This window comes from Modestobacter lapidis, from assembly GCF_054780755.1.
In genome coordinates this window covers 253,914-272,250 of record NZ_BAAGVS010000004.1, presented here as the reverse complement: position 1 = coordinate 272,250, position 18,337 = coordinate 253,914, and the positions used below count along the sequence as shown (strand labels likewise).

Genomic DNA, 18,337 nt, shown 5'->3' with positions numbered 1-18,337 from the left:
GCTGGGTCGCTGCCCGCACCGGAGCGGGGCGTCAGGTAGACCCTTGGGCGTCGGCTACCGAACGGGCAGCGCCGGCGGTCGATCGAACGGGGCAGCACGTGGACGGTTTCGAGGGCAAGGTCCAGTTCGTCTGGCAGGTCGCCGACCTGTTGCGCGGTGACTACAAGCCGGCCGAGTACCGCGGCGTGATCCTGCCGCTGCTGGTGCTGCGCCGGCTGGACGCGGTGCTGGAGGAGACCAAGCCGGCCGTGCTGGCCCGCGCCGAGCAGTTGAAGGGCGTCACCGACACCCCCGACCTGCTGCTGAAGCAGGCCGCCGGGGTGCCGTTCTACAACACCAGCCCGCTGACCTTTCCCAAGCTGCTCGACTCCCCCAACAACCTGGCCGCGCAGCTGCGCGCCTACATCGGGCAGTTCTCCCCTGGTGCGGCCCTGGTGCTGGAGAAGTACCGGTTCGACGAGCAGATCAGCCGGCTGGACGACGCCGGCCTGCTGTACCTGGTGCTCGGCAAGTTCGCCGACCTGGACCTGCGCCCGCAGGCCGTCTCCAACCACGCGATGGGTTACCTGTTCGAGGAGCTGCTGCGCCGGTTCTCCGAGCTCTCCAACGAGACGGCGGGTGAGCACTTCACCCCGCGCGAGGTCATCCGGCTCATCGTCAACCTGCTGTTCGGCGAGGACTCCGACGTGCTCACCGGCACCGCGCCGGTGCGGTCGATCTACGACCCGGCCTGCGGCACCGGCGGCATGCTGAACATCTCCGACCAGCACCTGACCCGGCTGAACCCGAAGGCCCGGCTGGAGATGTTCGGCCAGGAGCTCAACCCCGAGACCTGGGCCATCGCCCGGTCGGACCTGCTGATCCAGGGGCAGGACCCGGAGCGGATCGTGCTGGGCAACACGCTCACCGCCGACGGCCACGCCGACAAGCGTTTCGACTACCTGCTGGCCAACCCGCCCTTCGGCGTCGACTGGAACAAGTCCAAGGACGTCATCGCCGCCGAGGCCAAGCAGCCCGGCGGCCGGTTCAGCGCCGGGCTGCCCCGGGTTTCCGACGGCAGCCTGCTGTTCCTGCAGCAGATGATCGCCCGGATGAAGCCGGCCGAGGACGGCGGCAGCCGGGTGGCGATCGTCTTCTCCGGCAGCCCGCTGTTCGCCGGCGCCGCCGAGTCGGGCGAGAGCAACATCCGCCGCTGGATCATCGAGAACGATTGGCTCGAGGGCATCGTCGCGCTGCCCGACCAGCTCTTCTACAACACCGGGATCAGCACCTACGTCTGGATCGTCACCAACCGCAAGCGCCCCGAGCGGCAGGGCACGGTCGCGCTGATCGACGCCCGCGGCGAGTGGTCGAAGATGCGCAAGTCGCTGGGTGACAAGCGCAAGTACCTGGACGACGACCACATCGCCGCGATCACCCGCCTCTATGCCGACGCCCCGTCCCTGGCGGACACCGACGAGCGGGTGAAGGTGTTCGACAACGACACCTTCGGCTTCCGGCGGATCACCGTGGAGCGGCCGCTGCGCCGCCGCTGGACGGTCACCGCGGAGACGATCGAGGCCGTTCGCGCGGCCAAGCCGGTGGTCGCCCTCTCCGTCGGGGACGACGACGCCCGCCGCACCCACGACGCACTGCTCGGCGCGCTGGCCGACCTGGTCGGGACGACGGAGGACACCGAGGCCGCGTTCACGAAGTTGCTGCTCAACGCCTGCACCGCCCGTCGACAGATAGGTTTGTCGGCACCGCTGAAGAAGGCGGTGCTCGCCGCAGCCGCGGTGGCTGATCCGGACGCGCCGGTGGTGACCGACCGGAAGGGGGAGCCGCTGCCCGATCCGGACCTGCGCGACAACGAGAACGTGCCCTTGGTCGACGACGTCGATGAGTACGTCGAGCGGGAGGTGCTGCCACACGTGCCGGATGCGTGGGTCGATTACACGAAGACGAAGATCGGCTACGAGGTTCCGTTCACGCGGTTCTTCTACAAGTACGTGCCGCCGCGGCCGCTGGCCGAGATCGACGCGGAACTGGAAGCCGTGGCGACGGACATTCAGCAGCTGTTGGCAGGGCTCAAGCGATGACGCTGCGCATCCGGCACCTGGCACATGTGAATCCGGGCACACTCGCCTTCGACGCACTGGCTCCCTCTGCTGAACTGACCTTCATGCCGCTGGAGACGGTCTGGGCAGATGCCCGGCTGGACACGAGTCGATTCGCCATCAAGGCAGATGTCAGCTCCGGATACGTCCGTTTCCAGGACGGTGACGTGCTTGTCCCTAAGACAGCGCCGACGTTCCAGCACGCCCGGGCAACGGTCATCAGAGGCCTCACCAACGGCCTCGGCGCCGGGAGTAGCGAACTCCACCTTCTCCGTCCGCGGTCTGGCTCCGACGCGCGGTTTCTCGCCTACGTCACTCGATCAGCGACCTTCGTCGCCCAAGGAGTGGCCTCCTATCAGGGCGTCGCAGGCCTTCAGCGCGTACCCGCGGACTTCGTCGCAAACTGGCCGATCACCTCGTTCACGCGCGAAGAGCAGCAACGAATCGCTGACTTCCTCGACGACCAGGTCGACCGGATCGACCGCGCCGTCGCCCTTCGCCACCGGCAGTCAGAGTTGCTTACGAACGCACTTTCCTCTGCCGCCGAACGTCTTCTCGTCGGCGGCGGGGCCACCGATCAACGTCAAGTTCCGCTGCGCAGGCTTGTCCGATCCATCAAGACCGGCGCCACTCCCACTCCGGAGCAGCAATGGGTCTGGGTAGAGGGCGAAGACGCTTCATCGGGTCTCGCGTGGCTTTCCCCTGCGAGCTTCTCCGGCTCGACGCTCAGCCTCGGTCCAGCCACCAAGTACATCGACCGCCAGGCAGCATCATTGTTTCCCCGATTCGGCGCGAATTCGACCGTGGTGATCGGGATAGGCGCGACCGCTGGCCGTGTTGCTCACCTTGACGAGGATGCGACTGGCAACCAGCAGCTAACCTGCCTGGAGCCCTCCGAAGCCGTAGTCCCTCGCTATCTCACTTGGTCGCTCTGGTGTCGTCAAACAACCATGAGGGCGACCGCTCCGTTCACGACGCTGCCGATCATCAACAACGAGACGCTCCGCGCCCTGGAGATATCGCATCCGTCACGTGCAGACCAGGAACGAATGATCGAGGAACTTGACGAGCGTGCCGACCATGTGGGACTCGCACGACGGCACATGGACCGCTGGATTAGTGTCGCGCAGGAACGGAAGCAGGCGCTGATCACCGCCGCCGTGACCGGCCAGTTCGACGTCACGACGGCTCGGGCGGTGGCGTGATGGCCGACCGCGACGCCGTGGCGCGCGGCACAGGACGTCGCCAAGATCGGTATCCAGATAGGTATCAGATAGGTATCATCCGGTTATGGCGATGACGTTGCGACTGACCGACGAGGAGACCGCCGCGCTTCGCGCCCAGGCCGAGGCCGAGCAGCGGTCCATGCAGGATGTTGCGCGGGAGGCGGTGCGCGAGTACGTCGAGCGTCGAGCCCACCGGGCAGCGGTCACCCGGGAAACCGCGTGGGTGAACGAGACCTATGCCGAGGCGCTCGACGAGCTCGGCCGCCGGTGACCGTCTACCTCGACATCGACGACGTGCTGGCCCTGGCCGGGCAGGCAGCCATCCGCGACGTCGGGCTGCTCGCCTCGGCAGTCGCCCGGCCGCAGGCAACGGTGTTCGGGGAAGACGCCTACCCGGATTTGTACACCAAGGCGGCGGCGTTGCTGCACTCCCTGGCCGGCAACCATGCACTGGTGGACGGAAACAAGCGGCTGGCCTGGCGCGCCTGCGCGGTGTTCCTCGGCCTCAACGGGCATCGGCCGCACGCCACCCAGGCCGAAGTGGTGGAGCTTGTCGTCGCAGTCGCAGACGGATCTCTCAACGACGTCGCCACGATCGCGGAGCGGCTGACGGGAATGACCAGCTGATGGCGGGGCACACCGAATCCGACTTCGAGGCCGCGATCGAGGCTCATCTCCTCGCACACGGCTGGCAGCACGGCTCCCCCACCGACTACGACGTCCCGCTCGGGCTCGACCCGGTCCAGCTGGTCGGGTTCGTGATGGACACCCAGCCGCAGGCGTGGGCGAAGCTGGCGCAGCTGCACGGGGCGGCCGTCGTCCCCAAGGTCGTCAAGCGGATCGCGGACGAGATCGACGCGCGCGGCGTCGTCCACGTCCTGCGGCGGGGGGTGAAGGAATCCGGCCAGCGGCTCCAGCTGGCCTACTTCCGGCCCACCTCCGGGCTCACCCTGGAACTGGTCGAGAAGTATTCGGCGAACCGGCTGCTCGTCTACCGGCAGCTGCACCACAGCGAGTCCTCACCGCACCAGTCGCTGGACCTGATGCTGGCGGTCAACGGCATCCCGGTGGCCACTGCGGAGCTGAAGAACCAGTTCACCGGCCAAACCGTCCGGCACGCCAAGGCGCAGTACCGCGACCCCGCCCAGCGCAACCCGGCCGACCGGATCTTCGCCCGCCGCTGCCTCGCCCACTTCGCCGTCGACCCCGACCTGGTCTTCCTGACCACCAGGCTCGCCGGCCCGAAGACCGCCTTTCTGCCGTTCAACCAGGGCTCCGCGGGCGCCGGCCGCAAGGGCGGCGAGGGCAACCCGCCCAACCCGTCCGGGCACCGCACCGCCTACCTGTGGGAGCAGGTGTGGTCCCGCGACACCTGGCTGGACCTGCTGCACCGCTACGTGCAGGAGGAGGTGCCGAAGTCCGGCCCGCGCACGGTGCTCTTCCCCCGCTACCACCAGTGGGACGTCGTCGAGCGGCTCACCGCGCACGCCGCCACGCACGGGGCCGGGCAGAGCTACCTGCTGCAGCACTCGGCCGGCTCGGGGAAGTCCAACTCCATCGCCTGGCTGGCCCACCGGCTCGCCGACCTGCACTCCCCCAGCGACCCGGCCGCGCTGGCCGCCGGCGCCGGCATCGGCACCGACGAGCTGGTGTTCGACAAGGTCGTCGTCATCACCGACCGGCGCGTGCTCGACGCCCAGCTGCAGGCCACGCTGTCCGGCTTCGAGCACGTCCAGGGGCTGCTGCAGCGCATCGACCAGGACAGCCAGCAGCTGCGGGCCGCGCTGACCGATACCAAGACGAAGATCATCGTCACCACGCTGCAGAAGTTCCCGGTCATCGCCGCCGACGCCGCCGACGCCGCCGTGGAAGGCAAGCGCGTCGCGGTGATCGTCGACGAGGCGCACTCCTCCCAATCCGGTGACTCGGCGCAGAGCGTGAAGAAGGTGCTCGGCGGCACCGACCCACTGGCCGCCGCCGAGGCCGACGCCGCCGGTGCCGAGGCGGCTCAGGCCGATGCGCAGGACGCGCTGGTCGCCGCCGTCACCGCCTCGGCGATGTCGCGGGGGCGCAGCCCCAACCTGTCGTTCTTCGCCTTCACCGCCACCCCCAAGGGCAAGACGCTGCAGCTGTTCGGCACCGCCCGGGACGACGCGGGCACCACCGTCTACGAGCCGTTCCACCTCTACTCGATGCGCCAGGCCATCGAGGAGGGGTTCATCCTCGACGTGCTGGTCAACTACGTCACCTACAAGCGCTACTACCGGCTCGCCAACGGCCTCACGAGCGAGGATCCGGAGGTGGAGAAGGGCAAGGCGGCAGCCGCGCTGGCCCGCTTCGTCGACCTGCACCCCTCCAACCTCGACCACCGCGCCGAGATCATCGTCGAGCACTTCCGCAGCGTCACCGCCGGCAAGATCGGCGGCGCCGGCAAGGCGATGGTGGTGACCAAGAGCCGGCTGCACGCGGTGCGGTACCTGGCCGCCGTCCAGCGGTACCTGGCGAAGAAGCAGCTGACCGACGTCCGGGCGATGGTGGCCTTCTCCGGCGGCGTCACCGACCCCGACGTCCCCGGGAACCCGGTCACCGAGACCGGGCTCAACGGGTTCCCCGAAGTCCAGACCCAGGCCCGCTTCTCCGACGAGGGGCACCTGCTGATCGTCGCGGAGAAGTACCAGACCGGGTTCGACCAACCCCTGCTGCACACCATGTACGTGGACAAGAAGCTCGAGGGCGTCAAGGCCGTGCAGACGCTGTCCCGGCTCAACCGCATCCACCCCGGCAAGGAGGACACGTTCATCCTCGACTTCGTCAACACCGCCGAGGAGATGCGCGAGCAGTTCGCGCCGTTTTACGAGTCGAGCTGGACGGAGGAGACCGACCCGAACCTGCTCTACAACCTGGCCACCCGGATCGAGGACCACCACGTCCTCGACCCCGACGAGCAGCGACGCGCGGTGGCCGCGTTCCTGCTCGGGAACAGCAGCAGCCACGCGACGGTGACGGCCAACGTCGATCCCGCGGTCGCCCGGGCAGCCAACCTGCCCGACCACGAGCTCACCGACCTGCGCGATGCCCTCAAGGCCTTCGTCCGCGCCTACGCGTTCCTGGGCCAGGTTCTGCGGTTCACCGACGAGGAGCTGGAGAGCCTCTACATCTACGGAAAGCTGGTGCTCGCCAAGCTCAAGGGCCCGGTGAGCGAGCCCGGCGTCATCGACCTCGGCGACACCGACCTGGCCTTTGTCGGGCACAAGTCCGGCGCCGAGGGCAGCGGCAGCAACACCCCGGGCGAGCGCGACGGTGAGATCGAGAGCTTCACCGGCGCGGGGCGCGGTGGGATCCAGGAAGCGCTGATGATCAAGCTGTCCGAGCTGATCAACACCTTCAACTCGACCTTCGGCATCGACCTGTCCGAGGCCGAGACCCTGCAGATCTACTACGGCGTGCCCAGCACGCTGTCCGATGACGCCGACGTCCAGCAGCGCGCCGCCGACAACACCGAGGAACAGTTCTCCCTCACCATCAAGAAGGACGACATCGCCGGCGCCCTGTTCCAGAGCCAGGAGGGCTCCAACAAGCTGCTCAAGGCACTCCTGGAGGACGAGGGCTTCGCCGACGCCGTCCTACGGATGGTGACTTCCGAGACGTACCGGGCGGCCCGCCGCAAGCACGCGGACAGCGCGGCGTGAGCGATCAGCGCGTACGCACGGACGCCCGCTCCGGGCCGAAGATGACGTAGTGGAGATGGCGGATGGCAGGTGTCATCGCGAAGTGCGGCCCAGATGCCTGCTAACCCCCCGCACCCGACAAGCGGCCGGCTACAGCTGCTCGGTAACCCACGGAACTCGGAGAGCGAGGCCCCGACCCGCAACCAAGTCAGGCCGAGCCGTCACATCCTCCGGTCTAGTCACCCACTCGCGGGCGGAAGGCTGATGAAGCCCTCCCGGTGCGCCCGCGAGCACAGTTCCGTGCGGGACTCTGCACCCGCTTTGTCCAAGATGTGTTCCATGTGCTTGGCCACGGTTCGGACTGACACCCCCAGATCGGATGCCAGCTGCTTGTTGCTCTTGCCCTCGGCGACCCTGGCGACGATGACCATCTCCTGGTACGTCAGGGAGCAAGGGGGGCCGTCGGAGTTCTCCTCCACCGCTACCAGCACTCTCGTCCCGACTCCATAGATCCGCAGTTGCAGCCAGTCACCGGAGGGCGAGCGCCACATCCGCCGGTGAGTGCCCGACGACAGCGTCGCCCACTCCAGCATGAGGGACGATCGCAAGGCGTCGCGGTTGTCCGACGAGGTCGCCCACCGGCGATCCGGCAGGTCTTGCACGATCCCGGACTGGTCGAGCACCATCGCACTTGAGGATGGGGAAAGTCGCTCCACGAGCCGCGACCACGTCGCGAGCTCGTCGACGATCGGCGACAGCAGGCTCTGGAGCCACGTCACCGAACCCACCGCCTCGTCCGTGATGTCTTCTCGGCCGCCCACGCTGATGTGCAGCACACCCGTGTACCGGTGGCCTCCGCTCAGCAGTAGGGCCGACATCCCCTCGTCGAATCCGGCCGGGATGAAGACCGACCGCGCCGAGTGGAGGTCACGGTAGTTGTCAGGGAAGTCCTGCCAGCGCAGTGGTAGCGGGTTCTTCGTACGCATCGACCGGTACATCTCGTCCTCTTCGACGAAGTCGCCGTTGAGATAAGAAGAGACCCTCTCGGAATACCCGTCGCTGGCCAAGGTCTGGTGCACGCCGGTGAGTGGGTCCCAGACGGAAATGCCCGCTGCCTCGTAGGGGATTATCGAGCGAATTGCCCGGAGTGCCTCGCAAGCCTTCTCTTTACGGTCGGCGTCGCTCATCGCCATGCGACTGATTTCGAGCAGGGGCACCATGTGACCAGGCGGCAGACTGCTCGCCGTCCACGGAGCCACGCCAGCGGCGCTGGTCATAAGCAGCCCCTCCTCCACATCCCCGTGAGATCCTCAGATGGGATTTCGGGAATGCTAGACCGGGTCCCGAGGGCAACTCAACCCACGCGTCCGGACCGTCGCAGGCTGGCCTGCGACGGTCCGGACGGCGTAGGTCACTCGGCGGTGGCACCCAAGGGCGCGGGACCGTCCGCGGCAAACCGATCCAGCACGTTCTTGGTCAACTTCGAGATGTTGTTGTCGTAGCCGTTGTGCGACAACGACCCGCAGTAGGCGATCGAGCTGACCGACCAGACGCCACCTCCCTCGGGCGTCGGGAAGTACACGATGTCCCCGCGAACCAGAGAACTGTGGGTGCCGGTGGTTCCGGGAACGTTGAAGAACAGCTCCTCGGCGACGATGGCGTACGCCTCCGTGTGCCCGGCGGACGCCGCCACGAGCATGGCCTCTGGCGGCGACCCGAGGTCCGCGTCGTAGACATCGAGTTCCAGGCCGGCGGCGCCGTCCCCAACGAGGCCGAAGTCGCCCAACCACTCGTCCTCGATGCCGTCGAACATCCAGGCGGTGCGCGAGTCGTAGGAGTCCGGGGTGCGGCGATAGGGCTCGCTCACGTCGAACCCCTCCGACCCGAAACCCACGCCCAGGAGTCGCTGGGGAGCCCTACCCCGGTGCCGCCACAGGGATCCGTACTCGCCGGTGAAGGACAGGTGGTACTCGCCGGGCTTCGCCTTCCAGGCGTTATTGCCGTGCCCCTTGCGTACCTCGATGACCTCTCCCTCGTCCCCGTCGTAGTTGATGACCCAATAAAAGCCGTTGGCACCGAGGTACATGATCCGTCCGCCCTGCTCGGCGTACTCGTGGAGTCCGTCGAGCATGGCCTCGCTGTAGTACTCCGGGTGAGTTCCCGTGAGCACCACGTTGTAAGGCTCGAGTACCTTAGGACCCACTTGATGGAGGTCGAAGTCGGTCAGAACGTCGAACTCGTACCCCATCTCGATCATCCAGTCGATGAGATGGAGGTCCGCGTTGAACTGCCACAGCGAAGGCGAGAGCCAGTGGCGGAAGCCCGGTCGCATATTGAGAATCGGGCGCAGTCGCGAGGAGTAGGCCACCCCAGATCCGTCCGAGTGAGTGTCGTACGTCGAAAGACCGAACTCCCGTTCCCGAGAGAGCGTGATGTTGGCCTCCTGCATGACGGGGACGCGGGCAACCATCAGTTGGGCGAGTGGGACGTCCAGCGCCACGTGGTCGTTGGCGTACGCCATGTAGCTGGCGGTGGGCGCCAAGAAGAGAATCTTCTTGTGGTTCCCTGGCCGGGGCCGGACGTAGACGGGCACGTAGTCGGTGTCATCTTCGGCCTGTAGCCGCACGGCGTAAAGCGAAGAGGGCAGGTCCTCGGGAACCTCCAGCAGGAAATCGGTCTGCCACCGCGCATCGTCCAAGTCGTCATCGTGGAAGTGGATCGCTCCGTACTCACCGGGTGCGTGGATGAAGTTCTGCTCCTTGGCACGCCAGTTGTATCCGGTGACGGCACGCGTCGGCATGTTGACCGTTCGCCCGTGCAGGCGGTTGGGTGACACGTCCGTGACCCCTCTGGGGTCGGAGAGCCCGTTCGCGGTGATCTCCGCCTCGAATTCCCACCCCCCCAGCAGGCCGTCGAAGTTCTTGGGTGACTCCACCGCGCGGCGGATTTCTTCGCCGCCGAGCCTGCGGGAGTAGATGCGCGGGCTGTCCAGCTTGCCGTTGAACAGTCCTGCCGGAACCTGCCCGATTAGTTCGTGCGTGTCCGCGGCGACGTGCGCCGCGAACTGCAGCGGCGCCCCATTGCGGAAGTCTGGGACCACATTGACGTCGACGCCGGCTCGTCCGGTGGTGCTCTCCAAAGAGCTGGCGATGGCGAACCGGCTGTTGGTCCGGGTCACCCACGGTTCCTGGACGATCTCCAGTCGGCCCTCGGACAGCGTCGCGGCGACGAGATACCAAACCCCGTCGAGCATCGGCGCGCCGGTCGCGACGCTTACCTCCCCGCCACGGCCATCACCGATGGTGACCGATGCGCAGCCGTTGTCATCGATGCCGACGACGGCACCAGCACGACGTTCGTCGTGCCACGTGCCCATGAGCGTCTGGGCGCCAGCGGCCAGTCTCGTGGGACTGGCCATCACCATCATGGTGAATGTCTCGAGCCCGTCTAGCTGACCTTGGTGGTCGACCACACCGTACGAGCCGGTGTGGATCCTTTGGACGCGCCCGGTGTGAGTGGTGGCGTCAGGACCTACTTCCCGGATCTTGAATCCAGGGCCGTCGGGATTGGTGTCACCGTGGATCAGCTGCACAAGGTCGGCCCGGTACTCGGGCGCGTCGCAGCTGACCTTGATTTCCAGCGAACCCCCTGGGGAGACCGAAAAGTTGTCTGCGTAACCGATGACCTTCATTTCTCCACCTCCCAAAGCCCGGCGTCCTGCAGTCTGCGCAGGAACACCCCATGTTCTGCGGAGTCACGATCGCTGAAGGCCTCCTCCGTAAGCACCGGAGGCTCGTTCCTGCGACCGGTTAGCACGGCGATCCGCCACTCCTCGTGGGGCTTGGTGCACACGAGGATGTACTTGCCCTTCATCGTCAAGTGATGGCTGCGCAGGTAGAGCAGGACCCGTTCTAGGTCGTCAGAGTGGTGACCGATGGGTTTTGCGGCGTGCTCGTCCACGATGGCGGCATTAACGCGCGGTTTGATCTGGCGTTCGAAGATGACGTTCTCCACGACAGACGCTGCCGCGGCTGCCCTCTCGCGCTGCTGCACGAGATCCGGAAGTCGAGCCATTGTTGGCCTCCTGACGCTCGGCACACCAACGTTGATGTGTGTGCTTGACGACCGTAGGCAACCGCCTCGGAGCCGTCGATACGTCAAAATGCGTAGCCGATCGGGAGCCCCACCAGGAGGCTCGGACGAGACCTCCCAAGCTAAACGGGATGGGGAGGCAGTGCGTGGGCCGAATCAGGACATGTCAGTTTTTGCACCTCGCACTTCACCCGGCTAGCCGACCCGCAGTGGGACTACTGGCGAGGGCCGATTGGCCGGATCGCGGCTACGCCCCGCTGGGCGGTGGGCTTTGAGGTGATTCTTGGCGCCTATTCGCCGCTGCCGATCGCGGCAACTTTTTCCAGTATCGCTGGTGCCGTAGAGCCACTACGTGGCGCGCGTCGACGATCACACCGGCAGTCCGGCCTCGTCGTACCGCAGGTCGCCGTGGTCTCGCTCCGGGAACTCACCGGTCAAGCGTGGGCGATGTCCTGCGAGCATCGCCAACGGCTCGATCCGCTCCTCGTGGGTGCTTCCGCGCTTGCCACCGCGGAGCTGGTCCAGGCGCTCCCGGACGGCCACGGTCACCGCCGCAGTGACCGTCTCTCCGGTCAGCTCGACCAGTTGCCGGGCGAGCTGCTGGGTCTCCGGATTCTTGATGTTCAGGGCCGCGGCTTCCTCCATCGACGGTTCGCCGCCCTCCACCATGGTAAATAGTCGCGCCACCATTCCACCCCGCTGAGACGAGTGTGCAGTGGATGCATCCCCGGCTTGCACCAGCAGGGACGCGGCAGTCGCTCGGACGGTCCGCGGAACCGCCGACGAGGTCGCACCCTGACCACGCTCCCGCGGGAACGTGCGGGCACCGGGCGCGCGGCCTAGCGTCCTCCCTCGTGGCCCCTCCGATCAGCGACGCCGTCGTGGTGGACGTGTTCCGCCGGGTCGACCGCGCGTGCACGCCCCTGCTGCAGAAGCTCGGCCGGCCGCCGCAGCTCCCGGCGGCGGAGCGGGCCCGGTGGTGGTCCGAGCAGGTCGGCCGGGTGGTTGCCGGCGTATCGGCGGCCCCGCGGTTCGCCGGCAAGCTCGCCGACCTGCTGCCGCTGCAGAACACCGTCGGTTCCGCGGTGCAGGCGGTCGTCGTCCTCGGGGTGGCCGGCGAGCACGGCGTGACCGAGCCGGCCGAGCGGGTGTCGCTGCTGGCCCGCGTGCTGCTCGACCGCGACCTCCCGGCCGCCCGGGCCGAACCGCTGCTGCAGCGCGCGAAGGGCAGCTACGCCGAGGAGGCCTTCGGCGCCCGGGACGAGCGGACGGGCCTGCGTGGCAACGCCCGCGCGCTGTGGCGGGTGGCCCGGCTGCTCGGCCGGATCGACGACGCGCTCGACGAGCGCCCCAAGGGCAAGCTGCGGCACCGGGCCCTGAGCAACCTGCCGGTGGTCGGCGTCCTGGGCGGCTACGCCGCCGAACGGGAAGGCCTGCGCCGGGCCGCAGCACGCGCGGAGGCGGTGCTCACCGACACTCCCGTACCCGACTGAACCGCCGGGCGGTCAGGACGCCGGCACCCCCGCCAGCGCGGCGTGCACCTCCCGCGTCGCCGTGGAGCGGTTCATGGTGATGAAGTGGATGCCCGGGACACCCTCCGCCAGCAGGCGCGCGCAGAGGTCGGTGGCCACCTCGACGCCGAGTGCCCGCACCGCGGCCCTGTCCTCCGGGCGGTCGCCGTCCAGGGCGGTGAACCGGTCCATCAGGTCGGCCGGGAAGGCCTGGCCGGACAGCTGGACGATCCGGCTGATCTGCCGGACGCCGGTCACCGGCATCACCCCGGCGATGATCGGCACGTCGCAGCCGCGGGCCGCCACCCGGTCGCGCAGCCGCAGGTAGTCCTCGACCCGGAAGAACATCTGCGTGATCGCGAAGTCCGCCCCCGCCCGGCACTTGGCGATGAACATCGCGGTGTCGGTCTCGGCGTCCACCGAGCGCGGGTGCTGCTCCGGAAAGGCCGCGACCCCCACCGAGAAGTCGCCGATCGACTTGATCAGCCCGACCAGCTCCGCTGCGTAGCGCAACCCGGCGGGGTGGGCCACCCAGTCGGCCTGCGGGTCGGCGCCCGGCGGGTCGCCGCGCAGCGCCAGCAGGTTGCGCACCCCGGCGGCGGCCAGCCTGCTCACCACGTGCCGCAGCTCGGCCACGCTGTGGTCGACGGCGGTCAGGTGGGCCAGCGGCAGCATGGTGGTCTCCGCCGCGATGCGCTCGGTCACCGCCACCGTGCCCTCCCGGGTCGACCCGCCGGCGCCGTAGGTCACGGAGACGAACGAGGGGTGCAGCCGCTCGAGCTCGCGCAGCGCCGTCCACAGCTGCGCACCGGCCGCCGCGTCGCGGGGTGGGAAGAACTCGAAGGACCACGTCGGCTGCTGCTGGTCCAGGAGCTCGCGCACGGTGCCGGTCACGGGACCGAAGAGTACGGAACGGATTCCGTCCTCGGGAATCGCACCCTCGGTGCATCCGGTCGGCCCCGTTCCGGCGAAGCAGACCTGACCGCACGACCATGCCGCGCGCGACGCCGGGTCCTCCCCCGGCGCGAGAGGAGCTCTCATGCCCCGGAGGCCGATGACATCCGTGGTGGGCAGACCGCCGACGATCCGGTTGGGCGATACTGGCCCGGTGACCGCCGGGACGCAGCACCGCGACTGGTCCACCGGACCCTCCACGACGCCCTCGCCCGACGCCGCCGACCTGGACCGCGTGCGCGGCTCGGTGGGCGCCGCACTCACCGACTTCCTCGAGCGCCAGCGGCAGACCCTGGCCGCGATGGACCCGACCCTCGCGCCGGTCGTCGACGAGGTGTGCGCGCTGGCCGACGGGGGCAAGCGGCTGCGCCCGCTGTTCGCCTACTGGGGCTGGCGCGGCGTGGCCGCCGATGCCCACGGGCCGGCCGAGGACGACGCGGCCGTGCTGCGGGCCGTCTCCGCCCTGGAGTTCGTGCACGCCAGCGCCCTGGTCCACGACGACGTCATGGACGGCGCGCTCACCCGCCGCGGCCGCCCGGCCACCCACATCGGCTTCGCCGCCCGGCACGGCGACGGCGCCCTCACCGGGAACGGCGACACCTTCGGCGTCGGCGCGGCGATCCTGGTCGGCGACCTGGCACTGGTCTGGTCCGACGAGCTGCTGCGCCGGTCGGGCATCTCCGCCGCCGCGCTGGAGCGGGCCCGCGGCGTCTGGGACACCATGCGCACCGAGGTCACCGCCGGCCAGTACCTCGACCTGCTGCGCGCCGTCGGCGGACTACCCGGCCCGGACGGCGCACTGACCGTCGCCCGCTACAAGAGCGCCGGCTACACGGTGCAGCGGCCGCTGCAGCTCGGCGCCGCCATCGCCGGCGCCGGCCCCCGCGCCGCGGAGGCCTACACGGCGATCGGTCTGCCGCTGGGCGAGGCCTTCCAGCTGCGGGACGACGTCCTCGGCGTGTTCGGCGACCCCGCCGTCACCGGCAAGTCCGCCGACGACGACCTCCGCGAGGGCAAGCAGACGCTGCTCATCGCGCTCACCGAGGAGGCGACCGACGCGGCCGGCCGGCAGCTGCTCACCGACTGCCTCGGCGACCCGGACGCCGGCCCCGACGAGCTGCAGGCGCTGCGGACGCTGATCGAGGACTCCGGCGCCCGCGCCCGGGTCGAGGAGCGGATCACCGGGCGCACCGCGCGCGCCCGCGCCGCCATCGCCGAGGCCCCGATCGCCGCCGACGCCCGCGCGGCGCTCGACGCGCTGGCGGTCGCCGCCACCACCCGCACCGCATGAGCCGACCGCGCCGCACGAGGCGGGCACTGCGGACCGTTCCGGGCCGCACCGACCGGATCGTCGTCGTCGGCGCCGGGCTGGCCGGGCTGTCCGCGGCACTGCGGTTGCGGGGCGCCGGCCGCGAGGTCACCGTCGTCGAGCGCGCGGCCGGGCCCGGCGGCCGCGCGGGTCGGGTGGAGCGCGGCGGCTACGTCCTGGACACCGGCCCGTCGGTGTTCACCGCCCCCGAGCTGGTCGACGACGCCCTCGCCGCGGTCGGCGAGCGGCTCGCCGACCGGGTCGCTCTCACCCCGCTGGCCACCACCTACCGGGCCCGGTTCGCCGACGGGTCCGCGCTCGACGTGCACGCCGACCGCGAGGCCTTCGCGGCCGAGGTGGCGCAGGTGTGCGGCCCCGGGTCGGCGACCGAGCTCCGCCGCTACCTCGACCACCTGGTCGAGCTGCACCGCATCCAGCTGCCGGTGTTCATCGACCGCAACTTCGATTCCCCGCTCGACCTGGCCGGCCCCGAGCTGCTCGCGCTGGCCCGGATGGGCGGGTTCCGGACGCTGTCCCGGCACGTCGACCGGTACTTCAGCGACGACCGGCTGCGCCGGCTGTTCAGCTTCCAGGCGCTCTACGCCGGTGTGTCGCCGTTCCGCGCCATCGCCGCCTACGCGGTCATCGCCCAGCTGGACATCGGCGCGGGCGTCTGGCACCCGGCGGGCGGGATCGCCGCGGTCCCGGCCGCGATGGCCGCCGCGGCGGCCGACGCCGGCGTCGTCTTCCGCTACGGCACGGGCGTGGCGGAACTGCAGCTGACCGGCTCCCGGGTCACCGGGGTCCGCCTGGACGGCGGTGAGCGGCTGCCCGCCGACGCCGTCGTCGTCACCGTCGACCAACCGTCCGCCCTGGTGCCCGGCCTGCGCAGCCGGCGCCGGCCGGTGTACTCGCCGTCCTGCGTGGCCCTGCACCTGGGCGTGCGGGCCCGACTGCCCGGTCAGGCGCACCACACGATCAGCTTCGGCGACTCGTGGCGGCAGGTGTTCCGCGAGCTGACCCGCGACGGGCGGCCGATGAGCGACCCGAGCCTGCTGGTCAGCATGCCCTCGGTCACCGACCGGTCGCTGGCCCCCGAGGGCGGCCAGGTGCTCAGCGTCGTCGCCCCCACGCCCAACCTCGACCGGCGCAGCGGCGGCAACCCCGACCTCGACTGGCCCACCCTCGGGCCCCGCTACCGGGACGAGGTGCTGGCCACGATGGAGACGCGCGGCTGGACCGGGCTGACCGGCGCGGTCGAGGTCGAGGAGCTGCGCACCCCGCTGGACTGGGCGGCCCAGGGGATGGCGGCTGGCACGCCCTTCGCCCTCGCGCACACCTTCGGCCAGACCGGCCCGTTCCGGCCCGGCACGCTGCCGCGCAGCGGCCCGGACAACGTGGTGCTGGCCGGCTCGTCGGTGCAGCCGGGCGTCGGCGTCCCGATGGTGGTGATCAGCGGCCGGCTGGCCGCCGAGCGGATCACCGGGCCGGTGCCGGCGTGACGCCGCCCGTGCCGCCGGCCTCGCGGGCGGCGCAGCAGGCCGCCCTGGACGCCGCCTACCGGCACTGCGCGGCGATCAACGCCGAGCACGGCAAGAGCTACCACCTGGCCACCCGGCTGCTCACCCCCGACCGGCGTCCGGCCGTGCACGCGCTCTACGCCGCCGCCCGTACCGCCGACGACCTGGTCGACGTCCCCGGCGCCGACCCGCGCGGCGACCTGGCCGCCTGGTCCCGGGCGGCGCTGGCCGAACTCGACGCCGGCTGGTCCGCCGACCCGGTGCGGCTGGCGCTGGTGCACACCGTCCGCCGCTACGCGATCCCGGTCGAGCACCTGATCGACTTCCTGGCCGCGATGAGCAGCGACCTCGACGTCGCGGGCTACCCCGACCTCGCCGCCCTGGACCGCTACATGTGGGGCTCCGCGTCGGTCATCGGCCTGCAGGTACTGCCCGTGCTGGGCACCGCGCGCGGGGTGACCCGGGAGGAGGCCGCCCCGCACGCGATCGCGCTGGGCGAGGCCTTCCAGCTGACCAACTTCCTCCGCGACGTCGGCGAGGACGTCGACCGTGGCCGGGTCTACCTGCCCGAGGACCTGATGGCCGCGCACGGGGTGACCCGCGAGCAGCTCGCGGCCAAGCGCTTCGACGCCGGGTTCCGCGAGCTGATGCGGGAGATGGTGGCCATCACCCGCCGCCGCTACGACGACGCCGCCCCCGGCACCCCGATGCTGGCCCCGGAGTCGCGCGACTGCGTGCGAGCGGCCACCGCGCTGTACGGCGGGATCCTCACCGAGATCGAGCGCGCCGGCTACCGGGTGCTCGACCGCCGGGTGCGGGTGCCCGGGTCGCGCCGCCTGGCGGTGTTCGCCCGCCGGTTGACCGCCGCCCAGCTGGCCAGGGTCAGGGTCACCATGGCGAAGCCGAACAGCAGGTCCTCCACCGGCGCGTAGGCGATCCGCGGGCCCCAGATCGCGGCCGGGTCGTAGGTGACCACGTCCAGACCGGCGAGCACACCGTTCATCAGCAACTGGAACGTGATGACGATGGCGTAGGCGACCCAGAACACCGCCCGGGTGACCAGCCGGGTGCGCAGCACTGCCAGGTCGACCACCAGGACGGCGATCACCGCGGCGACCGCCAGCGCCGAGTAGCTCACCGTTCAGCCTCTTCGCTCGGATAACCCGCGTCCCAGCCGGTCACCTTTCGCACCGCCTCCAGCGCCAGCACCGCGCACACCGGGACGACGACGAAGAACAGCACCTCCTCCACCGGCATCCCCCCGGGCAGCCGGACGCCGATCGTGAGCTCGTCGCTGTACGCCCAGTGGCCTGCGGAAATGGCGTACAGCACCCACACCACGAAGACGACGAACTCGGGGAGCACGGCGAGCACCAGCCGCCGCCAGCGGGCGTACACCCGCACGCCCAGCAGCAGCTCCAGCGGCGCGGTGACCACCAGGCAGCCCACCAGCAGCGCCGCGTAGGTCAGGTGCCCCATGGGCTCATCGGGTCAGTGCGCCCATGGGATCAGAGCGCCAGGGCCTGCGCGCGCCGGGTGACCTCGGTGTGCCGGTCGTCGCGCAGCGCCTGCACGGGGGTGCCCGGCAGGGAGTCGTCGGGCTGGAAGAGCCAGTCGAAGGCCTCCTCCTCGGAGAAGCCGCCGTCGGCCAGCACGGTGAGCAGACCCGGCAGATGCCGCAGCACCTCGCCGTTCTGCAGGAAGTCGGCGGGAATCTTGCCGTTGCCGCTGCCGGGCACCGCCATGAGCCGACGGTCGCGGATCAGCTGACGAACCCGGTTGCTGGAGACCCCGAGCTGCGCGGCGACCTCCGCGGGAGTGAGCGTGTCCATAGGCTGTCAGCCTATGGCCAGCCCGACGGACCCACCGGCCCGGGGACGCGGCGGCCGCTGCGGTGACGCCCTGCGACGCCGTCGTGCGGGTCCGGTGAGCCCCTCTGGTGCCAGTGTGGCGACTCCGTC

Annotated in this window: 16 protein-coding genes and 1 pseudogene; 9 read left to right on the top strand and 8 right to left on the bottom strand. The window is 69.9% G+C overall.

Annotated features, from left to right (window positions below; genetic code table 11):
• The first annotated feature begins 98 nt into the window (after window positions 1–98).
• The 5 genes from ACYVG5_RS08260 (at window position 99) to ACYVG5_RS08240 (ending at window position 7,011) form a co-directional block, all read left to right on the top strand.
• Window positions 99–2,078 carry a type I restriction-modification system subunit M gene (locus ACYVG5_RS08260; RefSeq protein ID WP_222044797.1) on the top strand — a complete coding sequence of 660 codons (1,980 nt, stop codon included), beginning with the start codon at window positions 99–101 and terminating at the stop codon, window positions 2,076–2,078.
• Complete coding sequence (locus tag ACYVG5_RS08255; protein ID WP_222044795.1) at window positions 2,075–3,301, top strand: restriction endonuclease subunit S; 1,227 nt, start codon at window positions 2,075–2,077, stop codon at window positions 3,299–3,301. Before ACYVG5_RS08260 ends, ACYVG5_RS08255 begins: the two co-directional genes overlap by 4 nt.
• A 91-nt stretch (window positions 3,302–3,392) precedes the next feature.
• A complete protein-coding gene (locus tag ACYVG5_RS08250) occupies window positions 3,393–3,593 on the top strand; it encodes a ribbon-helix-helix protein, CopG family (protein WP_246629415.1) in 201 nt (66 codons plus the stop codon).
• Window positions 3,590–3,949, top strand: a complete 360-nt coding sequence (locus tag ACYVG5_RS08245) for a type II toxin-antitoxin system death-on-curing family toxin (protein WP_222044791.1) — start codon at window positions 3,590–3,592, stop codon at window positions 3,947–3,949. Before ACYVG5_RS08250 ends, ACYVG5_RS08245 begins: the two co-directional genes overlap by 4 nt.
• Window positions 3,949–7,011 (top strand): type I restriction endonuclease subunit R, encoded by a 3,063-nt coding sequence (locus ACYVG5_RS08240; protein ID WP_222044789.1) that lies wholly within the window; start codon window positions 3,949–3,951, stop codon window positions 7,009–7,011. The genes ACYVG5_RS08245 and ACYVG5_RS08240 overlap by 1 nt, the downstream gene beginning before the upstream one ends.
• Window positions 7,012–7,229: 218 nt before the next feature.
• Here the strand turns inward: ACYVG5_RS08240 and ACYVG5_RS08235 are convergent, their stop codons facing one another.
• The 4 genes from ACYVG5_RS08235 to ACYVG5_RS08220 form a co-directional block, all read right to left on the bottom strand.
• Window positions 7,230–8,177, bottom strand: a complete 948-nt coding sequence (locus ACYVG5_RS08235; RefSeq protein WP_222044787.1) for a LuxR C-terminal-related transcriptional regulator — start codon at window positions 8,175–8,177, stop codon at window positions 7,230–7,232.
• Window positions 8,178–8,401: 224 nt separating this feature from the next.
• Window positions 8,402–10,681, bottom strand: a complete 2,280-nt coding sequence (locus ACYVG5_RS08230; RefSeq protein ID WP_222044785.1) for a LamG domain-containing protein — start codon at window positions 10,679–10,681, stop codon at window positions 8,402–8,404.
• The gene (locus ACYVG5_RS08225) at window positions 10,678–11,004 is read right to left on the bottom strand and encodes a hypothetical protein (protein ID WP_222044783.1); all 327 of its coding nucleotides are present in this window, start codon (window positions 11,002–11,004) and stop codon (window positions 10,678–10,680) included. Before ACYVG5_RS08225 ends, ACYVG5_RS08230 begins: the two co-directional genes overlap by 4 nt.
• Before the next feature lie 447 nt (window positions 11,005–11,451).
• Window positions 11,452–11,769, bottom strand: a complete 318-nt coding sequence (locus ACYVG5_RS08220) for a type II toxin-antitoxin system VapB family antitoxin (protein WP_460683087.1) — start codon at window positions 11,767–11,769, stop codon at window positions 11,452–11,454.
• Window positions 11,770–11,936: 167 nt separating this feature from the next.
• Between ACYVG5_RS08220 and ACYVG5_RS08215 the strand changes: the two genes are divergently transcribed.
• Window positions 11,937–12,575 carry a hypothetical protein gene (locus tag ACYVG5_RS08215; RefSeq protein ID WP_222044779.1) on the top strand — a complete coding sequence of 213 codons (639 nt, stop codon included), beginning with the start codon at window positions 11,937–11,939 and terminating at the stop codon, window positions 12,573–12,575.
• A gap of 12 nt (window positions 12,576–12,587) precedes the next feature.
• On the opposite strand, the gene metF is transcribed toward ACYVG5_RS08215, so the two are convergent.
• A complete protein-coding gene (metF, locus tag ACYVG5_RS08210; protein WP_222044777.1) occupies window positions 12,588–13,487 on the bottom strand; it encodes a methylenetetrahydrofolate reductase [NAD(P)H] in 900 nt (299 codons plus the stop codon).
• A 214-nt stretch (window positions 13,488–13,701) separates the two neighbouring features.
• Between metF and ACYVG5_RS08205 the strand changes: the two genes are divergently transcribed.
• From ACYVG5_RS08205 to ACYVG5_RS08195, 3 genes are read left to right on the top strand one after another with little or no spacing between them, the layout of a single operon-like run.
• Window positions 13,702–14,838: a polyprenyl synthetase family protein gene (locus ACYVG5_RS08205; RefSeq protein WP_460683086.1), complete on the top strand. Its 1,137-nt coding sequence runs from the start codon at window positions 13,702–13,704 to the stop codon at window positions 14,836–14,838.
• The gene (gene crtI / locus ACYVG5_RS08200; protein ID WP_222044775.1) at window positions 14,835–16,358 is read left to right on the top strand and encodes a phytoene desaturase family protein; all 1,524 of its coding nucleotides are present in this window, start codon (window positions 14,835–14,837) and stop codon (window positions 16,356–16,358) included. Before ACYVG5_RS08205 ends, crtI begins: the two co-directional genes overlap by 4 nt.
• Window positions 16,355–17,308 (top strand): phytoene/squalene synthase family protein, encoded by a 954-nt coding sequence (locus ACYVG5_RS08195; protein WP_460683085.1) that lies wholly within the window; start codon window positions 16,355–16,357, stop codon window positions 17,306–17,308. The genes crtI and ACYVG5_RS08195 overlap by 4 nt, the downstream gene beginning before the upstream one ends.
• Here ACYVG5_RS08195 and ACYVG5_RS08190 read toward each other — a convergent pair.
• From ACYVG5_RS08190 to ACYVG5_RS08180, 3 genes and pseudogenes are all read right to left on the bottom strand, one after another.
• A pseudogene (locus tag ACYVG5_RS08190) lies at window positions 17,305–17,454 on the bottom strand (lycopene cyclase domain-containing protein); the annotation flags it as partial. The gene ACYVG5_RS08195 and the pseudogene ACYVG5_RS08190 sit on opposite strands and share 4 nt — an antisense overlap.
• 56 nt (window positions 17,455–17,510) lie before the next feature.
• The gene (locus ACYVG5_RS08185) at window positions 17,511–17,855 is read right to left on the bottom strand and encodes a lycopene cyclase domain-containing protein (RefSeq protein ID WP_222044771.1); all 345 of its coding nucleotides are present in this window, start codon (window positions 17,853–17,855) and stop codon (window positions 17,511–17,513) included.
• A gap of 29 nt (window positions 17,856–17,884) precedes the next feature.
• Window positions 17,885–18,208 (bottom strand): Rv2175c family DNA-binding protein, encoded by a 324-nt coding sequence (locus ACYVG5_RS08180; RefSeq protein ID WP_222044769.1) that lies wholly within the window; start codon window positions 18,206–18,208, stop codon window positions 17,885–17,887.
• Window positions 18,209–18,337 lie beyond the last annotated feature (129 nt).